Genomic DNA, 16,534 nt, shown 5'->3' with positions numbered 1-16,534 from the left:
CCGTCCGGGTGTCATGGGACAAACCTGTGGACAACCGGTGCAAAGGCGGAGGATTTCGTGGGACAAGTCGCTCCAGCCGATGGGCGGGACGCAGCGCAGGAAACAAAAAAGCCGCCAACCCGAAGGCGGCGGCTTCTGTTCCATCCCTGGCAGCGAACTGCCGGGATGGATGAGGGCGATCAGGCGGTTTCGCCGAGCACCGAAACAGCGACGTCGATGGTGACGTCGGTGTGCAGGTTGACGCTCACGGTGTAGTCACCCGCGTTCTTCAACGGACCGTTGGGCATGCGAACTTGCGACTTGGCCACAGAGAAACCTTGCTTGTTCAGCTCTTCGGACACGTCGTGGTTGGTGACGGAGCCAAACAGGCGACCGTCCACACCGGCTTTTTGCGACAGCTTGATGGTCACAGCAGCCAGCTTTTCACCCAGGGCCTGGGCTTCAGCCAGCTTGGCAGCCGCCACTTTTTCGAGTTCCGCGCGGCGGGCTTCGAATTCGGCGATGGCGTTTTGCGTGGCGCGGCGGGCACGACCGGACGGGATCAGGAAGTTGCGGGCGTAGCCGTCCTTGACCTTGACCACATCGCCCAGGGCGCCGAGATTGACAACTTTGTCGAGCAGGATGATTTGCATGTCAGGCTCTCTTTCAGACGCGGTGCTGGTCGCTGTAAGGCAGCATGGCCAGGAAGCGTGCGCGCTTGATGGCCGTGTTGACCTGGCGCTGGTAGAAGGCGCGGGTGCCGGTCAGGCGCGCGGGGATGATCTTGCCGTTTTCGGCGATGAAGTCACGCAGGACATCAATGTCCTTGTAGTCGACTTCTTCGACGTTCGCCACGGTGAAGCGGCAGAAGCGCTTGCGCTTGAACAGCAGCGATTGGGTGTTGCGCTTGGGGCGCTTGTCTTTGTTGAAACGTTTCGGTGCAGCCATGATGGGCCTTTCCTATGTCTTGCTGAAATCTTGGATATGAAACACGACGCCTTTGCCGTTGCGTGCATTCGCCAGAAAACCGTGAAACTCACAAACCGAATCAAGTCCCTGTCGGGACAGTGTTTCAGCCTGGGCACCGAAGGCCACAGCCCTCAGTTGCAGTTTCACCAGTCGCGGGGTGTCCATTTCGGTGACCGTTGACTCGTGCTCCAGCACGAGGTTGACGGCCGGGATGCCTGCCGGTGTGTAGCGCAGGCTCTGAACCTGCACCACCACGGCGGACAATTGACACCGGTTGACCGCTGACGATGACACGCCCGGGATCAGGCGGCCTGGACTCGCTGTTCCTGGTTGCCGTGGGCGGGCTGTTGAAGCTTGCGGGCTTCTTCACGCTCGACCGACTTCATCATGCTCGAAGGGCCGGTTTCGGCTTTCTTCTTGAGCACGGTCAGGTGGCGCAGCACGGCGTCGTTGAACTTGAAGGCGTGCTCCAGTTCAGCCATCACAGCCTGATCGGCCTCGATGTTGACACACAGGTAGTGGGCTTTGGACAGCTTGTTGATCTGGTAAACCATCTGGCGACGGCCCCAATCTTCAACGCGGTGGATCTTGCCGCCGCCGGCCGTGATCATGCCCTTGTAGCGCTCCAGCATGGCTGGAACCTGTTCGCTTTGATCCGGATGGATCAGCAAAACGATTTCGTAATGACGCATAGACTCTCCTTTTGGATAAAAAAGCCGCCCCCAGCGTCTGTTTGGGGTGCAGCAAGGCAAGCCCGCGATTATAGCAAAGTTCCGGGCTGTCTGTAAAACAGGCTTGGCTTGATCGAACGGATGGAAGCTGGGCTATGACGCCGGAGCCTAGCGCCGGGGGTAGCGAAGGTGCTCCACCAGATCCTGCACATCGCGACTCGGCGGCGGCGTGACCAGGCTCACCAGAATGATCACGGCGAAGCCAAGGGGAACACCAAAAATGCCGGCAGAAATCGGCAGGATGCCGAACCAGAGCTCCACCGGCGAGGTGACCCCAAACACATCGCGCAACCACGGCTGCGTGGTCACCATGTAGTAGAAGGTGACGCCCAGACCCGCGATCATGCCCAGAGCCGCGGCGATGCCGGTGGCGCGTTTCCAGAAAATGCCCAGCACGAGCGCCGGGAAGAACGCCGCCGCCGCGAAGGAAAACGCGGCCGAGACAAGGAACAGGATGTCGGCCGGCTTCTGCGCCGCCACATACGCCGCCACCAGGGCCACCATGAGCAGCAGCACCTTGGAGATGGTGACCCGGCGCGCGGTGGACGCGTTGGGATCGATCATCTTGTAGTACAGGTCGTGAGACAGCGCGTTGGCAATCGTCAGCAACAGCCCGTCGGCGGTGGACAGCGCCGCGGCCAGCCCCCCGGCGGCCACCAGACCGGAGATCACATAGGGCAAGCCGCCAATCTCTGCTGTGGCCAGCACGATGATGTCGCCACCGATGGACATCTCATTGAGCTGCAGCAACCCGTCGTTGTTGATATCGGTCACTGACAGCAGCGAAGGATCGACCTTGTTCCACGCGGAAACCCACTGGGGCAAATGGTCGAACGGGGTGCCGATGAGCACGTGGAACACCTCGAACTTCACCAGCACAGCCAGCGCCGGCGCGGTGAAGTACAGCAGGAAGATGAAAAACAGCGACCAGGTCACCGATTGCCGGGCCTCCTTCACGCTGGGCACCGTGTAGTAGCGCATCAGGATGTGGGGCAGCGCTGCGGTGCCCACCATGAGGCAGAAGATCAGCGCCAGGAAGTTGCGGCGCGAGTCGTCGTAGGTCTTCCGGGCCTCGGCGTCCCCGTCAGGATCCCCGGCAAACTGGGCCGCGTGCGCCGGCATGCCGTTGAGCGGCAGCGACTTGGTGTCGGCCTCGGCCTTGGCACGGGACCAGGTGACCCGGGCCGAAGCGGCATCCCGCGGCAAGGCAGACAAGGCCTTTTCGGCAGCCGATATCTGCGACGACGGCGCATTCGCCGTGCGCAATCCGGCGAGCTTCGCTTCAGCAGCCGCCTTGGCCGCCACCAGGGCTGCCGCGGGGTTTTCCAGCTTGGCGGCGAGTTCGATCGAACGGGCTTTGTAGATCTCACGCACCTCCAGCTCTTTGGGGTCGTTCGCGAGCAGCTTTTCCTTGGCCGTCACCTTTTCCAGCTGAAACCCGTAGATGGCCTGAGGCACCGGAACCCCGGTCTGTTTGACCGACAGCCACACCACCGGCAGCATGTAGGCCACGATCAGCACGATGTATTGCGCCACCTGGGTCCAGGTCACGGCACGCATGCCGCCCAGGAAGGAGCACACCAAGATGCCGCCCAGTCCGAGGAAGATGCCGAGCTCGAAAGCCACGCCGGTCAGGCGCGAGGTGATCAGACCCACGCCCGATATCTGGGCCACCACATAGGTGAACGAACACAGGATGGCCGCAGCAATCCCGAGCAGGCGCGGCAGGTTGCCGCCATAGCGCTCCCCGAGGAAATCCGGGATGGTGAACTGGCCGAACTTGCGCAGATAAGGCGCCAGCAGCAGGGCCACCAGGCAATAGCCGCCGGTCCAGCCCATGATGAACGCCAGGCCGCTGTAGCCCGTGAGGTACACGGTGCCGGCCATGCCGATGAACGACGCGGCCGACATCCAGTCCGCGCCGGTGGCCATGCCGTTGTAGACGGCGGGCACCCGGCGGCCGGCGACGTAGTACTCGGTGGCGTCCGTCGTGCGGCTCATGATGCCGATGCCCGCGTAGAGACCGATCGTGGCGAGCAGGAAGATGAAGCCTATCCAGTCGCGCGGCAGGCCCATCTGCTCCGCCACGGCCAGGCTGACCACAAACAGGGCGAAGCCCCCGGTGTACCAGAGGTACACCTTGTCGAGCTGCTGCTTGAACGCCTTGCTGGCGGCGATGTCGCTGGCGCTGCGCCGGGATTCGGGTCGACCTGTCATGGTTTATGGCCCATCCTCATCCACCCCGTGCTGGATGTCGAGCCGGTTCATGTACCAGGCGTAGAACCCGATGATGAGGCAGTACACCACCAGGGCGCCCTGCGCCCCCACCCAGAAGCTGAAAGGCCAGCCGAAGAAGTTGAAGTTCAGGTCGCGGGCGAAGTAGCTCACCACAAAAGTCACCACAAACCAGATCGCCAGCAAGACGGCCGTGATGTTCAGGTTTTTCCGCCAGTAGCGGCGGTGGTTGTCGGTGGGTTCCATGTGATCCATTGGTTTCTTCGCCGGTGTCAGGCCCGGGCGGTCCCCAGACCGGTCTCGCGCTCCAGCTGGGCCGCCACACGCGGCTCGAACCCACGCAGGTGGTGAATGATTTTTTCGGCCTCATCGGGCGCCTGCCGATCCACCTGCACCCGGGCCATCTGGTACCACCCATATGGGCTCATGGGCTGCAGTTCGGTGTTCTTGCGCAGCGCCTGCAGGGCTTCATCCAGGCGCTGCTGGGCGATGAGGCTGAGCGACAGGCCGTACCACGCCCGGTCCAGCCGGGGATCGATGGCGATCGCACGGCGGAACGCTGCCTCGGACGCGGCCAGCAGGCCCAGCGATTCGCACACGTAGCCCAGATTGAACCAGCCGTCCGCCCGCTCAGGGTGCTGCCGGACCAGCCGCTCCAGCAAGCGCCGCGCCGCTGTTGGGTCACCCAGGCAGGCGTGAAGGTGTGCGCCCGTGGCGAGTGAAAACGCGTCGAAGGGGTGGGCCTCAAGGCGGTGCAGGACCCGCGCCAGCGCCTGCCGCTCCAGTCCGAACATCAGCAGCAGCCGGACCCGAGCGCGTTCCAGCGTGACGCTCATGCGCTCGGTCATCGACACAACTGCACCCCGATCTCAAGGCAATGGGCAATCTTGGCCGCGGTGGCCGCGAGCCAGACAAAACCCAGGATCAGGAAAGCCACCAGTGGCCGATGGCGTTCGAGCACCACCCGGGGTGTCACCCAGCCCGCCAGCTGAACAAACGGTCGGGCGATCTGTTGCAGCAGCTGGTAGAAGAAATTCTGCGCACGGCGCTGGCCCGCCAGCAAGCCCAGCACCCATTGCCCGAACAACGCCAGCAGGGCGATTTCGGCGACGAGTTTGACGGCAGAGAGGAGGATCAACATGGAGGGCTCAGGACAAGGTGGCGCCATTCTGGATTTCGAGCTTACCAAGTTCTTACAGAAGCGCCGACATCGCGTCTGACACAGGTCAAACGCCAACAGGGTATACCCGCAATACCCCCTTCTCCCGGGGTGTAGCATGTCCGGCAAGCATCCCAACAGGTCCAGGACATGAGCGCATCCGCCAGCAAAACCCCCTCCCTCACCGCCGCCATCCGGGACCATCGGGTGTTCGGCCGCTTGCCCGCCAGTGCCCAGGCCTCGTTGGCCAAAGCCTTGATGGTTCAGGAGTACGAGGCCGGCGTGCGCCTGGCCGATGGCGAAACGTTCGCGTCCCATCTGTACTGGCTCATGGACGGCACCGTGGAGCTGCAGGATGCCGATGACCATGCGCTGCTCACCTTGCAGGCGGGTGAGTTCTTTGGTCTGGACCAGGGCGGTGACCTGATGGCTTGCGCCGCGGTGGCCCTGGGCGCCTGCCGCGTCGCGCAACTCGACCACGCCACCCTGAATGCCTTGCGCCAGGAGGCCCCTGCCCTCGCCTATTTCCTGCCCCAGGGGAATCGCCTCCCACGCAACGCCCTGGCCAGCGCCGGCATCGAGACCGACCCCGCGCTCAACCTGATGACCACCCCGGTGCGCGCGCTGATCAAGCGGGCACCCATCACCTTGCCCCCACAAACCAGCATCCGCGAGGCGGCGCAGGTCATGAGCGAAAAGCGCGTGTCCTCGGTGCTGATCGTGGAGCAGGACCACCTTTTTGGCCTGATCACCGACCGCGACCTGCGCAACCGGGTCATTGCCGCCGGCATGGACACCGGGCGCTCGATCATGGACATCGCCACGCTCGCGCCCATGACCATCGACGTGCAGAACCCGGCCTTTGATGCCTTGCTGCTCATGGCCCGCCACAACATCCACCACGTGCCCGTGCTCGACGGCCAGCGCATCGCCGGCATGATCACCGCCACCGACCTGACCGAGCAGCACAGCACCTCGGCCGTGTACCTCGCGGGTGATATCTACAAACAAGGCAGCGTCGAGGGCCTGCAGCAGGCCAGCACCAAGATCAAGCGACTGCAGCAGAGCCTGGCATCGGCCCAGGCTTCGGCCTACAGCACCGGCCACATCATCACCGCCATCACCGACGCCATCACCAGCCGGTTGCTGCAACTCGGCGAAGCCCGCTTCGGCCCGGCGCCGGTGGACTACGTGTGGGTCGCCGCCGGTTCCCAGGCGCGCAGCGAACAGACCGCCAAGTCCGACCAGGACAACTGCATGGTGCTGGACGACAGCTACGACGAAGCGCAACACGGCGCCTACTTCAAGGCCCTGGCCCAGTTCGTCTGCGACGGGCTGGACGCCTGCGGTTACGTCTACTGCCCCGGTGAAATGATGGCCATGACCGACACCTGGCGCCAGCCACGGCGGCGCTGGGCCGAGTACTTTGCACGCTGGACCGGTCAGCCCGATCCGAAATCACTGATGCTGACCTGTGTGTTCTTCGACCTGCGCGCCGTGCACGGCAACAACCAGTTGCTCGACGGACTGCGCCGCGAGGTGCTCGAACGCACCAGGGGCAACAGCATCTTTCTGGCCCTCATGGTGGGCAACGCGCTCACGCACCAACCGCCGCTGGGCATGTTCAAGGGCATCTCCAGCATCCGCAGCGGTGAGCACAAGGGCACCATCGACCTCAAGCACACCGGCGTGGTGCCCATCGTCGATCTGGCCCGCGTGTACGCGCTGGCCGGCGGCGACGATGCCGTGAACACCCACGACCGGCTGCTGGGCGCCGCAGCGGGCGGTTCCATCAGCGAACAGAGCGCCCGCGACCTGCGTGATGCGCTGGAGTTTCTGGCCTTCACCCGCATCCAGCACCAGGCCCGCCAGATCGCCGCCGGTCTGGCCCCGGACAACTACCTGAATCCGGACGACATCTCCAATTTCGAACGCTCCCAGCTCAAGGACGCCTTCACCGTGGTCCAGTCACTGCAAAGCGTGCTGGGCCAGCGCTACAAGATGTGATACCCCCCGCGCCGGCCTGCGGCTGTCACCCCCCAGGGTGCGATGCGAGTGGCCCGGCAAAGCCGGTTCCACCGCATCCTGGGTCAAGGCACGCGCTCCGGAGAGGTACTGGGTGATGCGAGTGGGAGTTGATCCCAGGGCACCGCGGAACCGGCTTCGCCGGGCCGCCAGTGCCGCCCCCTGAGGGGTGACGCGCCCTCCGGGCGCGGCGCGGGGGGTCAATACTTGATTCGGGCGTAGTACGTCTTCTGCGCCGCTTCCCGCGCCTCGCCCAGCGTGTGGATCCCCTTTTCGGCCAGCATCGGAATCAGTTTCACAAACACCTCGGCGGTGACCATGGCGTCGCCCAGTGCGGTGTGGCGCCCGATGACGGTGACGTTGAAGCGCTCGGCCAAGGCCTCCAGCCGGTGCGAGTCCTGGTTGGGATGGATCAGCGCGGAGAGCAGCAGCGTGTCCAGCACCGGGTGGTCGAAGACCACACCGGTCTGCGCCTCCTTGAGTTGCAGGAAACGCATGTCGAACGCGGCGTTGTGCGCCACCAGCACGGTGTCCTGCGCGAAGGCATGGAAGGCCGGCAGCACCTGGTCGATGGTCGGCTGCCCCACCACCATCTCGGGCTGGATGCCGTGGATGGGAATCGACGCCGCAGGGATCGGGCGCTTCGGGTCCACCAGCTGTTCGAAACACTCCTGGCGCAGCAGCTTGTTGTTGACGATGCGCGCCGCACCGATCTGGATGATCTCGTCGCCCTGCGACGGATTGAGCCCGGTGGTCTCGGTGTCGAACACCGTGTAGACCAGATCGGCGAGCTTGCGATCGTCCAGCGTGCGCGTCTGTTCGGTGGTCTTGAACAGGTCGAAGTCGTAGTACTCGGGACGGCTCTCGCTCTTGAGGAAGGCGGCGGCGTCCACCTGCTCCTGCGGGTTGGCCAGCGGGAGCAGGAAGCGGAAGAAAGCCTGGTGGCGCACGCGTTCGCGCTCGAACCAGAAAGCGCCGCCATGGCGCTCGACCACGTCACGCACGGTCAGGCGCGTGGTTTCATGCCCCACCTTCATCGGGTCCATTTCCCAGCTCATCACCGTCTCGGTGCTCATCGCCTGGCCGGACCATATGAGGTCCAGCTGGGCCTTGCCAGGGCTGCCCGCCGCAGGCGCCAGGCGCAGCTGCACGAAACGCACCTCGAACTCATCGGCCAGGCGGCCGGTCAGGTACACCAGCGCCTGCAGCATCGAAAAGCTCTCCACCTTGAGCCACAGAGCGCTGTCCACGTCCACCGTCGAAGCCGGCAGGCCGGTCACCACCTCAATGCGGCGCAGCGCTGCGTTCACAAGATCGGCGCCCAGCATGTCTTCCAGCGGCCAGCGGGTCTTGAGGCTGTCGGCCGAGCCCGCTTCCAGCGCCCCGATGCGCTGGCTGAGCGTGCGCGTCTCTTCGCGGATGACCCCCAGGAAGCGCTCGCGCATGGCGGGTTCCAGATCGGGGTAGTCGAGCATGTCGATCGCGGCCTGCATGTTGGCCAGTGCAGAACGGCTGCCCTCGGTGAGCGAGTGCAGCACCTGGTCTTTGGCCGACTCGGCCTCGTAGTCGCGCGTGATGTTGTCCAGCATCAGCACGAAGCCGCTGAGTTCGATGCGGTCGGCCGGCGACTCGGCCGCCTGGGCCTGGGCCGAACGCACCGGCGCCATCTGCACCCGCAGCAGCTGACCGGCCGCCGTGGTGGTCACGAACTGGGCCGACGGCTGGCCGGCGCCACGCAGCATGCGCTGCTGGATGTTCTCCAGTGCGTGGGCCACCAGCTTGCGGTCGAACACGCTGTAGATCGAGCGACCGAGACCGATCAGTTCGGCGCCACCGGCCACGCCGGGCGCCTGCGAGAGCGCGCGGAACTGCATGCGCGCGCGGTTGTTGTACAGAATGATGCGGCCGTCGAGGTTGCAGACCACGACGCTTTGCGTGAGCTCGGACATGAGCGCGGCCAGACGCGACTTTTCCTGCTCGATGCCTTGCGCCGCCTCATGCACCTTGGCGTCCATCTCGCGCCGCAGGTCTTCGCGTTGCCCCACCAGCTGGTTGAACAGCCCCACCAGCACCTTGGTCTCAACATTGCCCTTGGGCGTGAGTTCGCGCACGACGTCGGTGCGCAGAAGCACCTGCGCTTCTTCGGCCAGTTGCACCGAAGGCGTGACCCAGTGGTCGAACCAGCGCTTCAGACCCCAGGCAATGGCCGCCATGCCGGCGCCCCACGTCAGGGAGATCAGCATCAGGCGGTCCCCCAGCAGGCCCCAGACGGTCGCCCGGTCGTCCGGCTCCAGGGTCGAACCGAGCAGGCCAAACGTTGCCAGCAACCAGGCCACCGACACCACGGCCGCCACGACCAGCAGCCACCACAGGCGGCGGTCGGTCTTCTGCTGCCCGCTCATGAAGCCGCACCCAGCAGCTCGCGCACCTTCTGGACCAGTTCCTTGGTCGAAAACGGCTTGGTCATGTAAGCGTTGGCGCCCAGCGCCAGGCCCTTGGCCACGTCGGTGTCGCGGCCTTTGGCCGTGAGCAGGAGGATGCGGATGTCGCGCAGGTTTTCATTGGCACGGACTTCGCAGCAGACATCAAAGCCGGTCTTGATCGGCATCATCACGTCGAGCAACACGAGGGCCGGGCGCTCGCGGGCAATCGCATCCATCGCTTCCTGGCCATCGCGCGCCAGCACCACCTCGAAGCCTTCGCGCTTCATGAGGAACTCCAGCGAAATGAGGATGTTCGGTTCGTCGTCTGCGATCAGTATTTTCTGGCTCATGTTGCTGTGCTCCTCTGGTGTTCGTCGTTGTAGCTGTCGTCGGCGGCGGTCGGTGCGTGGCGGGGCAGCGAGAAGCCGAAGCAGGCGCCCTGCCCCGGCGTTGAGCGCAGCCACATGCTGCCGCCAAAATGCTCCACGATCTGGCGGCTGATGGGCAGGCCCAGCCCCGTGCCACCCGCCCGGTAATGATCGTCACCAGCGACCTGCCGGAATTTTTCGAAGGCCACCGCCTGCTGTTCCAGCGGGATGCCCGGGCCGTTGTCTTCGACTTCCACGGTCAGGCGGTCCGGGTCCTCATGCAGGCGCAGCACCACACGACCACCCTCTCGGGGGGCGTACTTCAGGGCATTCGACAGCAGGTTCAGCACCACCTGCGTGAGCCGATCGGCGTCGGCCCGGACCGCATGCACCTGCGCCGGCAAGCTCAGCACCAGCGCCACCCCGCGCTCACGGTAGCTCTCCTTCATGGTGCCCGCGGCCTGTTCGGCCACCTCGCGCAGGTCCACATCGGTGTCGTGCCACTCGGCGTGTCCCGCCTCGATCTTGGCCATGTCCAGCACCTGGTTCACCAGCCGGCTCAGGCGTTCGGCCTCGGTGACGATGATGCCCAGGAACTGCTGTCGTTGCGCCGTGTCCATGTGGTCATCGTCGCGCATCAGCTCCGACAGGGCCCTGATGGAGGTCAAGGGCGTGCGCAGCTCGTGGGTCACCGAAGACATGAAGTCGTCCTTCATGCGGTCCAGGCTCTTGAGCTTCTCGTTGGCTTCGCGCAATTCGGCCGTGGCCCGTTCCAGCGAACGCGATTTGTCCTCCAGCGCATGCGAATAGGCCCGCAGCTGCGAGGCCTCGTCGAGGATGCGCATCACGTCGTCCAGGTCCAGCGCCTCTTCTTCCACCACCGCCGCGACCATGACACGGGCCGAGGCGCTGCCGATCGCACCCGCGAGCTGGGTCTCGACAAAATGCACCAGCCGCGCGTCGCCCGGGATCTGGTCGATACTGGCCACACCCAGGCGCGCGGCATAGCCCACAAACAGGCGCTGGGCCACGTCCACACCGAGAAAGCGCCCGGTCAGCGGCAGCAGCGCCGACACCTGCGCCTTGCCCTGCCAGAACACCGGCCGCGCATGCGCCGTGCGGTTGAACACGTCGACGAACAACAGCGCCTGACTGGTTTCGGCCGCTGATGGTGCCCGCCACAGCGACACACCCACGTAGGCGCCGATGTTCGCCAGCAGGCTCCAGAAGAGCGAATGCGTCAGGTTGTCGAGTCCCGAGAGGCCAAGAAACGCCTCGGGTTTGAACCAGTGCCAGCCAAAGGGGCCGAACTGCAGAAAGTCCGAACCCAGCCAGCCCGACTTGGCCAGCGAGGGCAACATCAGGGTGTAGACCCAGAAGCCGAAACCCAACAGCAGACCGGCCAGGGCGCCACGGCGTGTGCCGCCTTTCCAGTACAGGCCGCCCAGCATGGCGGGGGCGAACTGCGCCACCGCGGCGAAACTGATGAGGCCGATGCTGACCAGCGCGTAGGCCTCGCCCGCCAGGTGGAAATACAGGTAGCCCAGCAGCAGGATGCCCAGGATGGCCAGGCGCCGGATGCCCAGCAGCAGGCCGGTGAGGTCACCGCTGGCGCGCGCACCGAAGCGCCTCATGCGCAGCAGGAGGGGCATGACCAGGTCGTTGCAGACCATGGTGGAAACCGCGATCGCTTCGACGATCACCATGCCGGTCGCGGCGGAGAGCCCGCCGACGAAGGCAGCCAGCGCCAGCGCCCCATGGCCCTGCGACAGGGGCAGCGAAAGGATGAAGGTTTCCGGATCCATGCGCCCCGGGCCAAAGTGCAGCAAGCCACCGATGGCAATGGGCAGCACAAACAGGTTGATCAGCAGCAGGTAGAGCGGAAACACCCAGACCGCGCGGCGCAGGTGCTGCTCGTCGACGTTTTCCACCACCATCACCTGGAACTGCCGCGGCAGAAAAATCACCGACAGCATGGCCAGCAGGGTGAGGCCGAACCACTGCGGATACGCAAAAGGCTGGTTCTGGCCGAACTGCAACAAGCGGCGCAGTTCGGCCACCGCGTAGGCCTGGTCAAACAGCGCGGCCGGGCTGGCGAACAAGCCGAACGAGACAAAGAGGCCCACCGCCAGGAAGGCCACCAGCTTGACCACCGACTCGAAAGCGATCGCTGCCACCATGCCTTCATGGCGCTCGGTGCTGTCGAGGTGGCGCGCGCCAAACACCATGGTGAAACCCGCCAGCATCAGCGCCACATACAGGGTGCTGTCGTTCCACCATTGCGCGCTTTGCACCGCAGGCGAACCCAGCGGCGAGGTCAGCACGGCGTAGCCGCTGGCGATCGCCTTGAGCTGCAGCGCGATGTAGGGCACGATGCCGACCACCGTGATCATCGTCACCAGCCCGGCCAGCAAAGGGCTCTTGCCGTAGCGGCTGGCGATGAAGTCGGCGATGGAGGTGATGCGGTAGGTCTTGGCCACGCGGATCATCTTGCGCACCACCATCCAGGCCAGGATCATGGCCAGCATCGGCCCGAGGTAGATCGGCAGGAACCACACCCCCGAGTTGGCGGCCCGGCCGACGCTGCCGAAGTAGGTCCATGCGGTGCAGTAGACCGCCATCGACAAGGCGTACACCCAAGGGCTGGAAATCACCGAGCGGCCTTGCGCCGCGCGCCAGTCGCCCCAGTAGGCCACGGCAAACAGCAGCAACAGGTAGGCGAACGAAACGGCGATGACCAGCGGGGCGGACAGCATGGGCGGGTCGTGTTACGTCAGTGGGGCCGTGCGGAGTCGCTGGCGGCGGGATCGCGTTCGCGTCCGTGCTCGACGACCCAGGCCAGCGCTGCGATCAGCAGCACCCAGATACCGAACAAGGCCAAAGGAAACAGTGGCAACCCGAAGACCCTCGCTTCGTGGTCCCAGAGCGCCAGCAAAGGAAAGCTCAACAAGGCCCAGCCGGCCACGAACAGGGCCACCAGGCGTTGGGCATCCAGGCCTTGAAACATGTGTGTCTCCTCAAGCGGCGGGCGCGATGCATCGCCGCGCCTGTCTCAAAGGATTGTGCCCCAAGCACTGACCACGGGCTTACGTTGCAACGCAACAAAAAAGGCGGCAAGGGTTGCCCCTGCCGCCGTGCGCCGTGGCTCGCCCGCGCTTTATTTCTGGGACGCTGCCAGCAGCTGCCAGGTGTCCACCACGGAGTCCGGGTTCAGCGAGATTGAGCTGATGCCTTCGGCCTGCAGCCACTGGGCGAAATCCGGGTGGTCGCTGGGGCCCTGGCCGCAGATGCCCACGTACTTGCCCTCGGCCTTGCAAGCGCCGATGGCCATCTTGAGCAGGGCCTTGACGGCGGGGTCGCGCTCGTCGAAGTCCTTGGCCAGCAGCTCCAGACCCGAATCGCGGTCCAGACCCAGGGTGAGCTGGGTCAGGTCGTTCGAGCCGATCGAGAAGCCGTCGAAGAATTGCAGGAACTCGTGGGCCAGCACGGCGTTGCTCGGGATCTCGCACATCATGATGACCTTGAGCCCGTTCTCGCCGCGCTTGAGGCCCTTCTCGGCCAGCAACTCGGTCACACGCTGGGCCTGGCCCAGGGTGCGCACAAACGGCACCATCACCTGCACGTTGTCCAGTCCCATGTCTTCGCGCACACGCTTCAGGGCCTCGCACTCCATGGCAAAGGCTTCGCGGAAGTCTTCGCTGATGTAGCGGGCCGCACCGCGGAAGCCCAGCATGGGGTTCTCTTCATCGGGCTCGTAGCGGCTGCCGCCAACCAGCTTGCGGTACTCGTTGGACTTGAAGTCCGACAGGCGAACGATCACCGGCCGGGGCCAGAAAGCCGCCGCGATGGTCGCCACGCCTTCGGCCACCTTGTCCACGTAAAACGCACGCGGCGAAGCGTGGCCTCGCGCCACCGATTCCACGGCCTTCTTCAGGTCGGCGTCGATCTGCGGGTAGTCCAGGATCGCCTTCGGGTGCACGCCGATGTTGTTGTTGATGATGAATTCCAGACGGGCCAGGCCCACGCCACCGTTGGGGATCTGCGCGAAATCGAACGCCAGCTGGGGGTTGCCCACGTTCATCATGATCTTCACGTCCACCTCGGGCATGGTGCCGCGCTGCACTTCGGTGATCTCGGTTTCCAGCAAACCGTCGTAGATGTTGCCGGTGTCGCCCTCGGCGCAGCTCACCGTCACCAGCATGCCGTCCTTGAGCGACTCGGTGGCGTCGCCGCAACCCACCACGGCCGGAATGCCCAGCTCGCGCGCGATGATGGCAGCGTGGCAGGTGCGGCCACCGCGGTTGGTCACGATGGCGCTGGCGCGCTTCATCACCGGTTCCCAGTTCGGGTCGGTCATGTCGGTCACCAGCACATCGCCGGGCTGAACCTTGTCCATCTCGCTGATGTTGTGCACCAGGCGCACCGGGCCGGTACCGACCTTCTGGCCGATGGCACGGCCCGAGGCCAGCACGGCACCCTTGCCCTTGAGCTTGTAGCGCACCTCGGTCTTGCCGGCCGACTGGCTCTTCACGGTCTCGGGCCGAGCCTGCAGGATGTAGAGCTGGCCGTCGATGCCGTCCTTGCCCCACTCGATGTCCATCGGGCGGCCGTAGTGCTGCTCGATCACCAGCGCGTAGTGCGCCAGTTGCTCGACGTCGGCGTCGGTCAGGCTGTAGCGGTTGCGCTGCTCGACCGGTACGTCCACGGTTTTCACCAGCTTGCCCTTGAGCGCGCTGTCACTGGCCTTCTCTTCGGCCGTGGTGAAGGTCATCTGGATCAGCTTGCTGCCAAGGTTGCGGCGGATCAGCGCGCGCTTGCCGGCCTTGAGCATGGGCTTGTGCACGTAGAACTCGTCGGGGTTCACGGCGCCCTGCACCACCGTCTCGCCCAGGCCGTAGCTGGAGGTGATGAAGACCACGTCTTCGAAGCCCGATTCGGTGTCGATGGTGAACATCACGCCGGCAGCGCCCGTGTCGGAGCGCACCATGCGCTGCACACCGGCCGACAGGGCCACGTCGGCATGGGCAAAGCCCTTGTGCACGCGGTAGCTGATGGCGCGGTCGTTGTACAGCGAGGCAAACACCTCTTTCATCTTGTGCAGCACTTCGTCGATGCCGTGCACGTTGAGGAAGGTTTCCTGCTGGCCGGCGAACGAGGCGTCGGGCAGGTCTTCGGCGGTGGCGGAGGACCGCACGGCGAAGGTGGCTTTGTCGTTGTCACCCACCAGCGTGACGAACGCGTCGCGGATAGCCTTTTCCAGGTCGGCCGGGAAGGGCTGGTTTTCCACCATGGCGCGGATCTCGGCACCGGCTTCAGCCAGGGCGCGCACATCTTCGGTGTCCAGCGCGTCGAGGCGCGCATTGATGCGGTCCGTCAGGCCGTCGTATTTCAGGAACTCGCGAAAGGCGTGCGCCGTGGTCGCAAAACCGGTGGGCACCTTCACGCCGCTGGGCAGCTGCGAGATCATTTCACCGAGGCTGGCGTTCTTGCCGCCGACAGCTTCGACGTCGGACATCCGCAGGTGCTCGAAAGGCACGACCAGATCGGTCGGGGAAAACAGGTTGGACATGGATAGACTCCGCTCAAGTTAAAAAACCGGGGGCTCCATGCACGGCGCTGGCGACCTGTGTGTTCTGTTGTGGGTCTTGCACCGGGCAACGGGGCTGAAATCTGGCGGGCTGGAACCGGGATAATGACCGGAGCCCGAATCCGCAATTGTAGGGCGGCAGCCTGCTTCAGGCGGTACACCGTTGCCCTGCGGTGTGAAAACCGCGGTGGCATCGCCTGAATATTTTTGCACCCCCTACCCCGGGACCGCTTCATGACCAACCGAACCGTCTTTTTCGTTTCCGATGGCACCGGCATCACCGCTGAAACCTTCGGCAACGCCATCCTCAACCAGTTCGAGGCCCAGGTGCGGCGTGTGCGGCTGCCTTTTCTCGACAGTGTGGACAAGGCCCACCAGGCGGTGCGCCAGATCAACCACACCGCCGTGGTCGAGGGCCGGCGCCCGCTGGTCTTCACCACCGTGGTCAACATGGAGGTCCTGCAGGTCTTCAAGGAACACTGCACAGGCATGATGCTCGACATGTTCGGCACCTTTGTGGAGCCGCTGGAGGCCGAGCTGGGCATCAAGTCCAACCACCGCGTGGGCCGCTTCTCGGACGTGTCCAAGAGCAAGGAATACCACGACCGCATCGAAGCGATCAACTTCTCGCTGATGCACGACGACGGTCAGAGCCACCGCGACCTGGCCGGTTCGGACGTGATCCTGGTCGGCGTGAGCCGCAGCGGCAAGACGCCGACCTCGCTCTACCTGGCCATGCAGCACGGACTGAAGGCCTCCAACTACCCGCTGATCCCGGAAGACTTCGAGCGCCGCAAATTGCCGCCCGCATTGATGCCGCACCGCAAGAAGATCTTCGGCTTGACGATCGCCCCGGAACGCCTGTCCGAGATCCGCAACGAGCGGCGGCCCAACTCGCGCTACGCCAGCCTGGAGAACTGCCGCATGGAGGTCAGTGAGGCCGAAGGCATGATGCGCCGCGAGGGCATCCGCTGGCTCTCGACGACGACGAAGTCGATCGAAGAAATCGCCACCACCATCCTGCAGGAAATCCGGCCCGAACAGCTCAGCTATTGAGC

At 64.7% G+C, this 16,534-nt stretch carries 15 protein-coding genes; 2 read left to right on the top strand and 13 right to left on the bottom strand.

Annotated elements, in window-relative coordinates:
* Positions 1-179: 179 nt before the first annotated feature.
* The 8 genes from rplI to F3K02_RS27020 all read right to left on the bottom strand — a co-directional run bounded on the left by rplI (position 180) and on the right by F3K02_RS27020 (position 5,055).
* Positions 180-632 (bottom strand): 50S ribosomal protein L9, encoded by a 453-nt coding sequence (gene rplI, locus F3K02_RS27055; protein ID WP_177139775.1) that lies wholly within the window; start codon positions 630-632, stop codon positions 180-182.
* A gap of 13 nt (positions 633-645) precedes the next feature.
* On the bottom strand, positions 646-927 hold the full coding sequence (gene rpsR / locus F3K02_RS27050) for a 30S ribosomal protein S18 (protein ID WP_177139773.1): 282 nt from the start codon (positions 925-927) through the stop codon (positions 646-648).
* A 12-nt stretch (positions 928-939) separates the two neighbouring features.
* Positions 940-1,212: a primosomal replication protein N gene (gene priB / locus F3K02_RS27045; protein WP_177139770.1), complete on the bottom strand. Its 273-nt coding sequence runs from the start codon at positions 1,210-1,212 to the stop codon at positions 940-942.
* Positions 1,213-1,250: 38 nt separating this feature from the next.
* A complete protein-coding gene (gene rpsF, locus F3K02_RS27040; RefSeq protein ID WP_177139768.1) occupies positions 1,251-1,640 on the bottom strand; it encodes a 30S ribosomal protein S6 in 390 nt (129 codons plus the stop codon).
* Positions 1,641-1,787: 147 nt separating this feature from the next.
* Positions 1,788-3,896, bottom strand: coding sequence for a sodium:solute symporter family protein (locus F3K02_RS27035; RefSeq protein ID WP_177139765.1), 2,109 nt, complete (start codon positions 3,894-3,896; stop codon positions 1,788-1,790).
* A 3-nt stretch (positions 3,897-3,899) separates the two neighbouring features.
* On the bottom strand, positions 3,900-4,160 hold the full coding sequence (locus tag F3K02_RS27030; protein WP_177139763.1) for a DUF4212 domain-containing protein: 261 nt from the start codon (positions 4,158-4,160) through the stop codon (positions 3,900-3,902).
* A gap of 26 nt (positions 4,161-4,186) precedes the next feature.
* Complete coding sequence (locus F3K02_RS27025) at positions 4,187-4,762, bottom strand: tetratricopeptide repeat protein (RefSeq protein ID WP_177139760.1); 576 nt, start codon at positions 4,760-4,762, stop codon at positions 4,187-4,189.
* The gene (locus F3K02_RS27020) at positions 4,759-5,055 is read right to left on the bottom strand and encodes a hypothetical protein (RefSeq protein ID WP_177139758.1); all 297 of its coding nucleotides are present in this window, start codon (positions 5,053-5,055) and stop codon (positions 4,759-4,761) included. Before F3K02_RS27020 ends, F3K02_RS27025 begins: the two co-directional genes overlap by 4 nt.
* Before the next feature lie 168 nt (positions 5,056-5,223).
* Here F3K02_RS27020 and F3K02_RS27015 point away from each other — a divergent pair, with 168 nt between their 5' ends.
* Entirely contained in the window at positions 5,224-7,080 is a 1,857-nt protein-coding gene (locus tag F3K02_RS27015) for a putative nucleotidyltransferase substrate binding domain-containing protein (RefSeq protein ID WP_218179595.1), read from the top strand.
* A 218-nt stretch (positions 7,081-7,298) separates the two neighbouring features.
* Here F3K02_RS27015 and F3K02_RS27010 read toward each other — a convergent pair whose 3' ends face one another.
* The 5 genes from F3K02_RS27010 to ppsA all read right to left on the bottom strand — a co-directional run bounded on the left by F3K02_RS27010 (position 7,299) and on the right by ppsA (position 15,458).
* Positions 7,299-9,500: a 3'-5' exonuclease gene (locus F3K02_RS27010; protein ID WP_177139756.1), complete on the bottom strand. Its 2,202-nt coding sequence runs from the start codon at positions 9,498-9,500 to the stop codon at positions 7,299-7,301.
* Positions 9,497-9,871 (bottom strand): response regulator transcription factor, encoded by a 375-nt coding sequence (locus F3K02_RS27005; protein ID WP_177139754.1) that lies wholly within the window; start codon positions 9,869-9,871, stop codon positions 9,497-9,499. The genes F3K02_RS27010 and F3K02_RS27005 overlap by 4 nt, the downstream gene beginning before the upstream one ends.
* On the bottom strand, positions 9,868-12,645 hold the full coding sequence (locus F3K02_RS27000; RefSeq protein ID WP_177139752.1) for a sensor histidine kinase: 2,778 nt from the start codon (positions 12,643-12,645) through the stop codon (positions 9,868-9,870). The genes F3K02_RS27005 and F3K02_RS27000 overlap by 4 nt, the downstream gene beginning before the upstream one ends.
* A 17-nt stretch (positions 12,646-12,662) precedes the next feature.
* Positions 12,663-12,896: a hypothetical protein gene (locus tag F3K02_RS26995; protein WP_177139750.1), complete on the bottom strand. Its 234-nt coding sequence runs from the start codon at positions 12,894-12,896 to the stop codon at positions 12,663-12,665.
* Between the two features lie 150 nt (positions 12,897-13,046).
* Entirely contained in the window at positions 13,047-15,458 is a 2,412-nt protein-coding gene (gene ppsA, locus F3K02_RS26990) for a phosphoenolpyruvate synthase (RefSeq protein ID WP_177139748.1), read from the bottom strand.
* A gap of 252 nt (positions 15,459-15,710) precedes the next feature.
* On the opposite strand from ppsA, the gene ppsR reads away from it, so the two are divergent.
* On the top strand, positions 15,711-16,532 hold the full coding sequence (gene ppsR, locus F3K02_RS26985) for a posphoenolpyruvate synthetase regulatory kinase/phosphorylase PpsR (RefSeq protein WP_177139746.1): 822 nt from the start codon (positions 15,711-15,713) through the stop codon (positions 16,530-16,532).
* Positions 16,533-16,534 lie beyond the last annotated feature (2 nt).

This window comes from Hydrogenophaga aromaticivorans, from assembly GCF_013387465.1.
GTDB classification, from domain to species: domain Bacteria; phylum Pseudomonadota; class Gammaproteobacteria; order Burkholderiales; family Burkholderiaceae_C; genus Hydrogenophaga; species Hydrogenophaga aromaticivorans.
The sequence above is the reverse complement of the archived record's forward strand: the minus strand, read 5'-3'. Positions and strand labels throughout refer to the sequence as shown.

Coding starts and splice junctions, on each gene's coding strand:
- F3K02_RS27025 (WP_177139760.1), bottom strand. CDS start 4,762: ATGACCGAGCGCATGAGCGTCACGCTGGAACGCGCTCGGGTCCGGCTG.
- F3K02_RS27000 (WP_177139752.1), bottom strand. CDS start 12,645: ATGCTGTCCGCCCCGCTGGTCATCGCCGTTTCGTTCGCCTACCTGTTG.
- rpsF (WP_177139768.1), bottom strand. CDS start 1,640: ATGCGTCATTACGAAATCGTTTTGCTGATCCATCCGGATCAAAGCGAA.
- rpsR (WP_177139773.1), bottom strand. CDS start 927: ATGGCTGCACCGAAACGTTTCAACAAAGACAAGCGCCCCAAGCGCAAC.
- F3K02_RS27035 (WP_177139765.1), bottom strand. CDS start 3,896: ATGACAGGTCGACCCGAATCCCGGCGCAGCGCCAGCGACATCGCCGCC.
- rplI (WP_177139775.1), bottom strand. CDS start 632: ATGCAAATCATCCTGCTCGACAAAGTTGTCAATCTCGGCGCCCTGGGC.
- F3K02_RS27030 (WP_177139763.1), bottom strand. CDS start 4,160: ATGGAACCCACCGACAACCACCGCCGCTACTGGCGGAAAAACCTGAAC.
- F3K02_RS27015 (WP_218179595.1), top strand. CDS start 5,224: ATGAGCGCATCCGCCAGCAAAACCCCCTCCCTCACCGCCGCCATCCGG.
- F3K02_RS26995 (WP_177139750.1), bottom strand. CDS start 12,896: ATGTTTCAAGGCCTGGATGCCCAACGCCTGGTGGCCCTGTTCGTGGCC.
- ppsR (WP_177139746.1), top strand. CDS start 15,711: ATGACCAACCGAACCGTCTTTTTCGTTTCCGATGGCACCGGCATCACC.
- F3K02_RS27005 (WP_177139754.1), bottom strand. CDS start 9,871: ATGAGCCAGAAAATACTGATCGCAGACGACGAACCGAACATCCTCATT.
- F3K02_RS27020 (WP_177139758.1), bottom strand. CDS start 5,055: ATGTTGATCCTCCTCTCTGCCGTCAAACTCGTCGCCGAAATCGCCCTG.
- F3K02_RS27010 (WP_177139756.1), bottom strand. CDS start 9,500: ATGAGCGGGCAGCAGAAGACCGACCGCCGCCTGTGGTGGCTGCTGGTC.
- ppsA (WP_177139748.1), bottom strand. CDS start 15,458: ATGTCCAACCTGTTTTCCCCGACCGATCTGGTCGTGCCTTTCGAGCAC.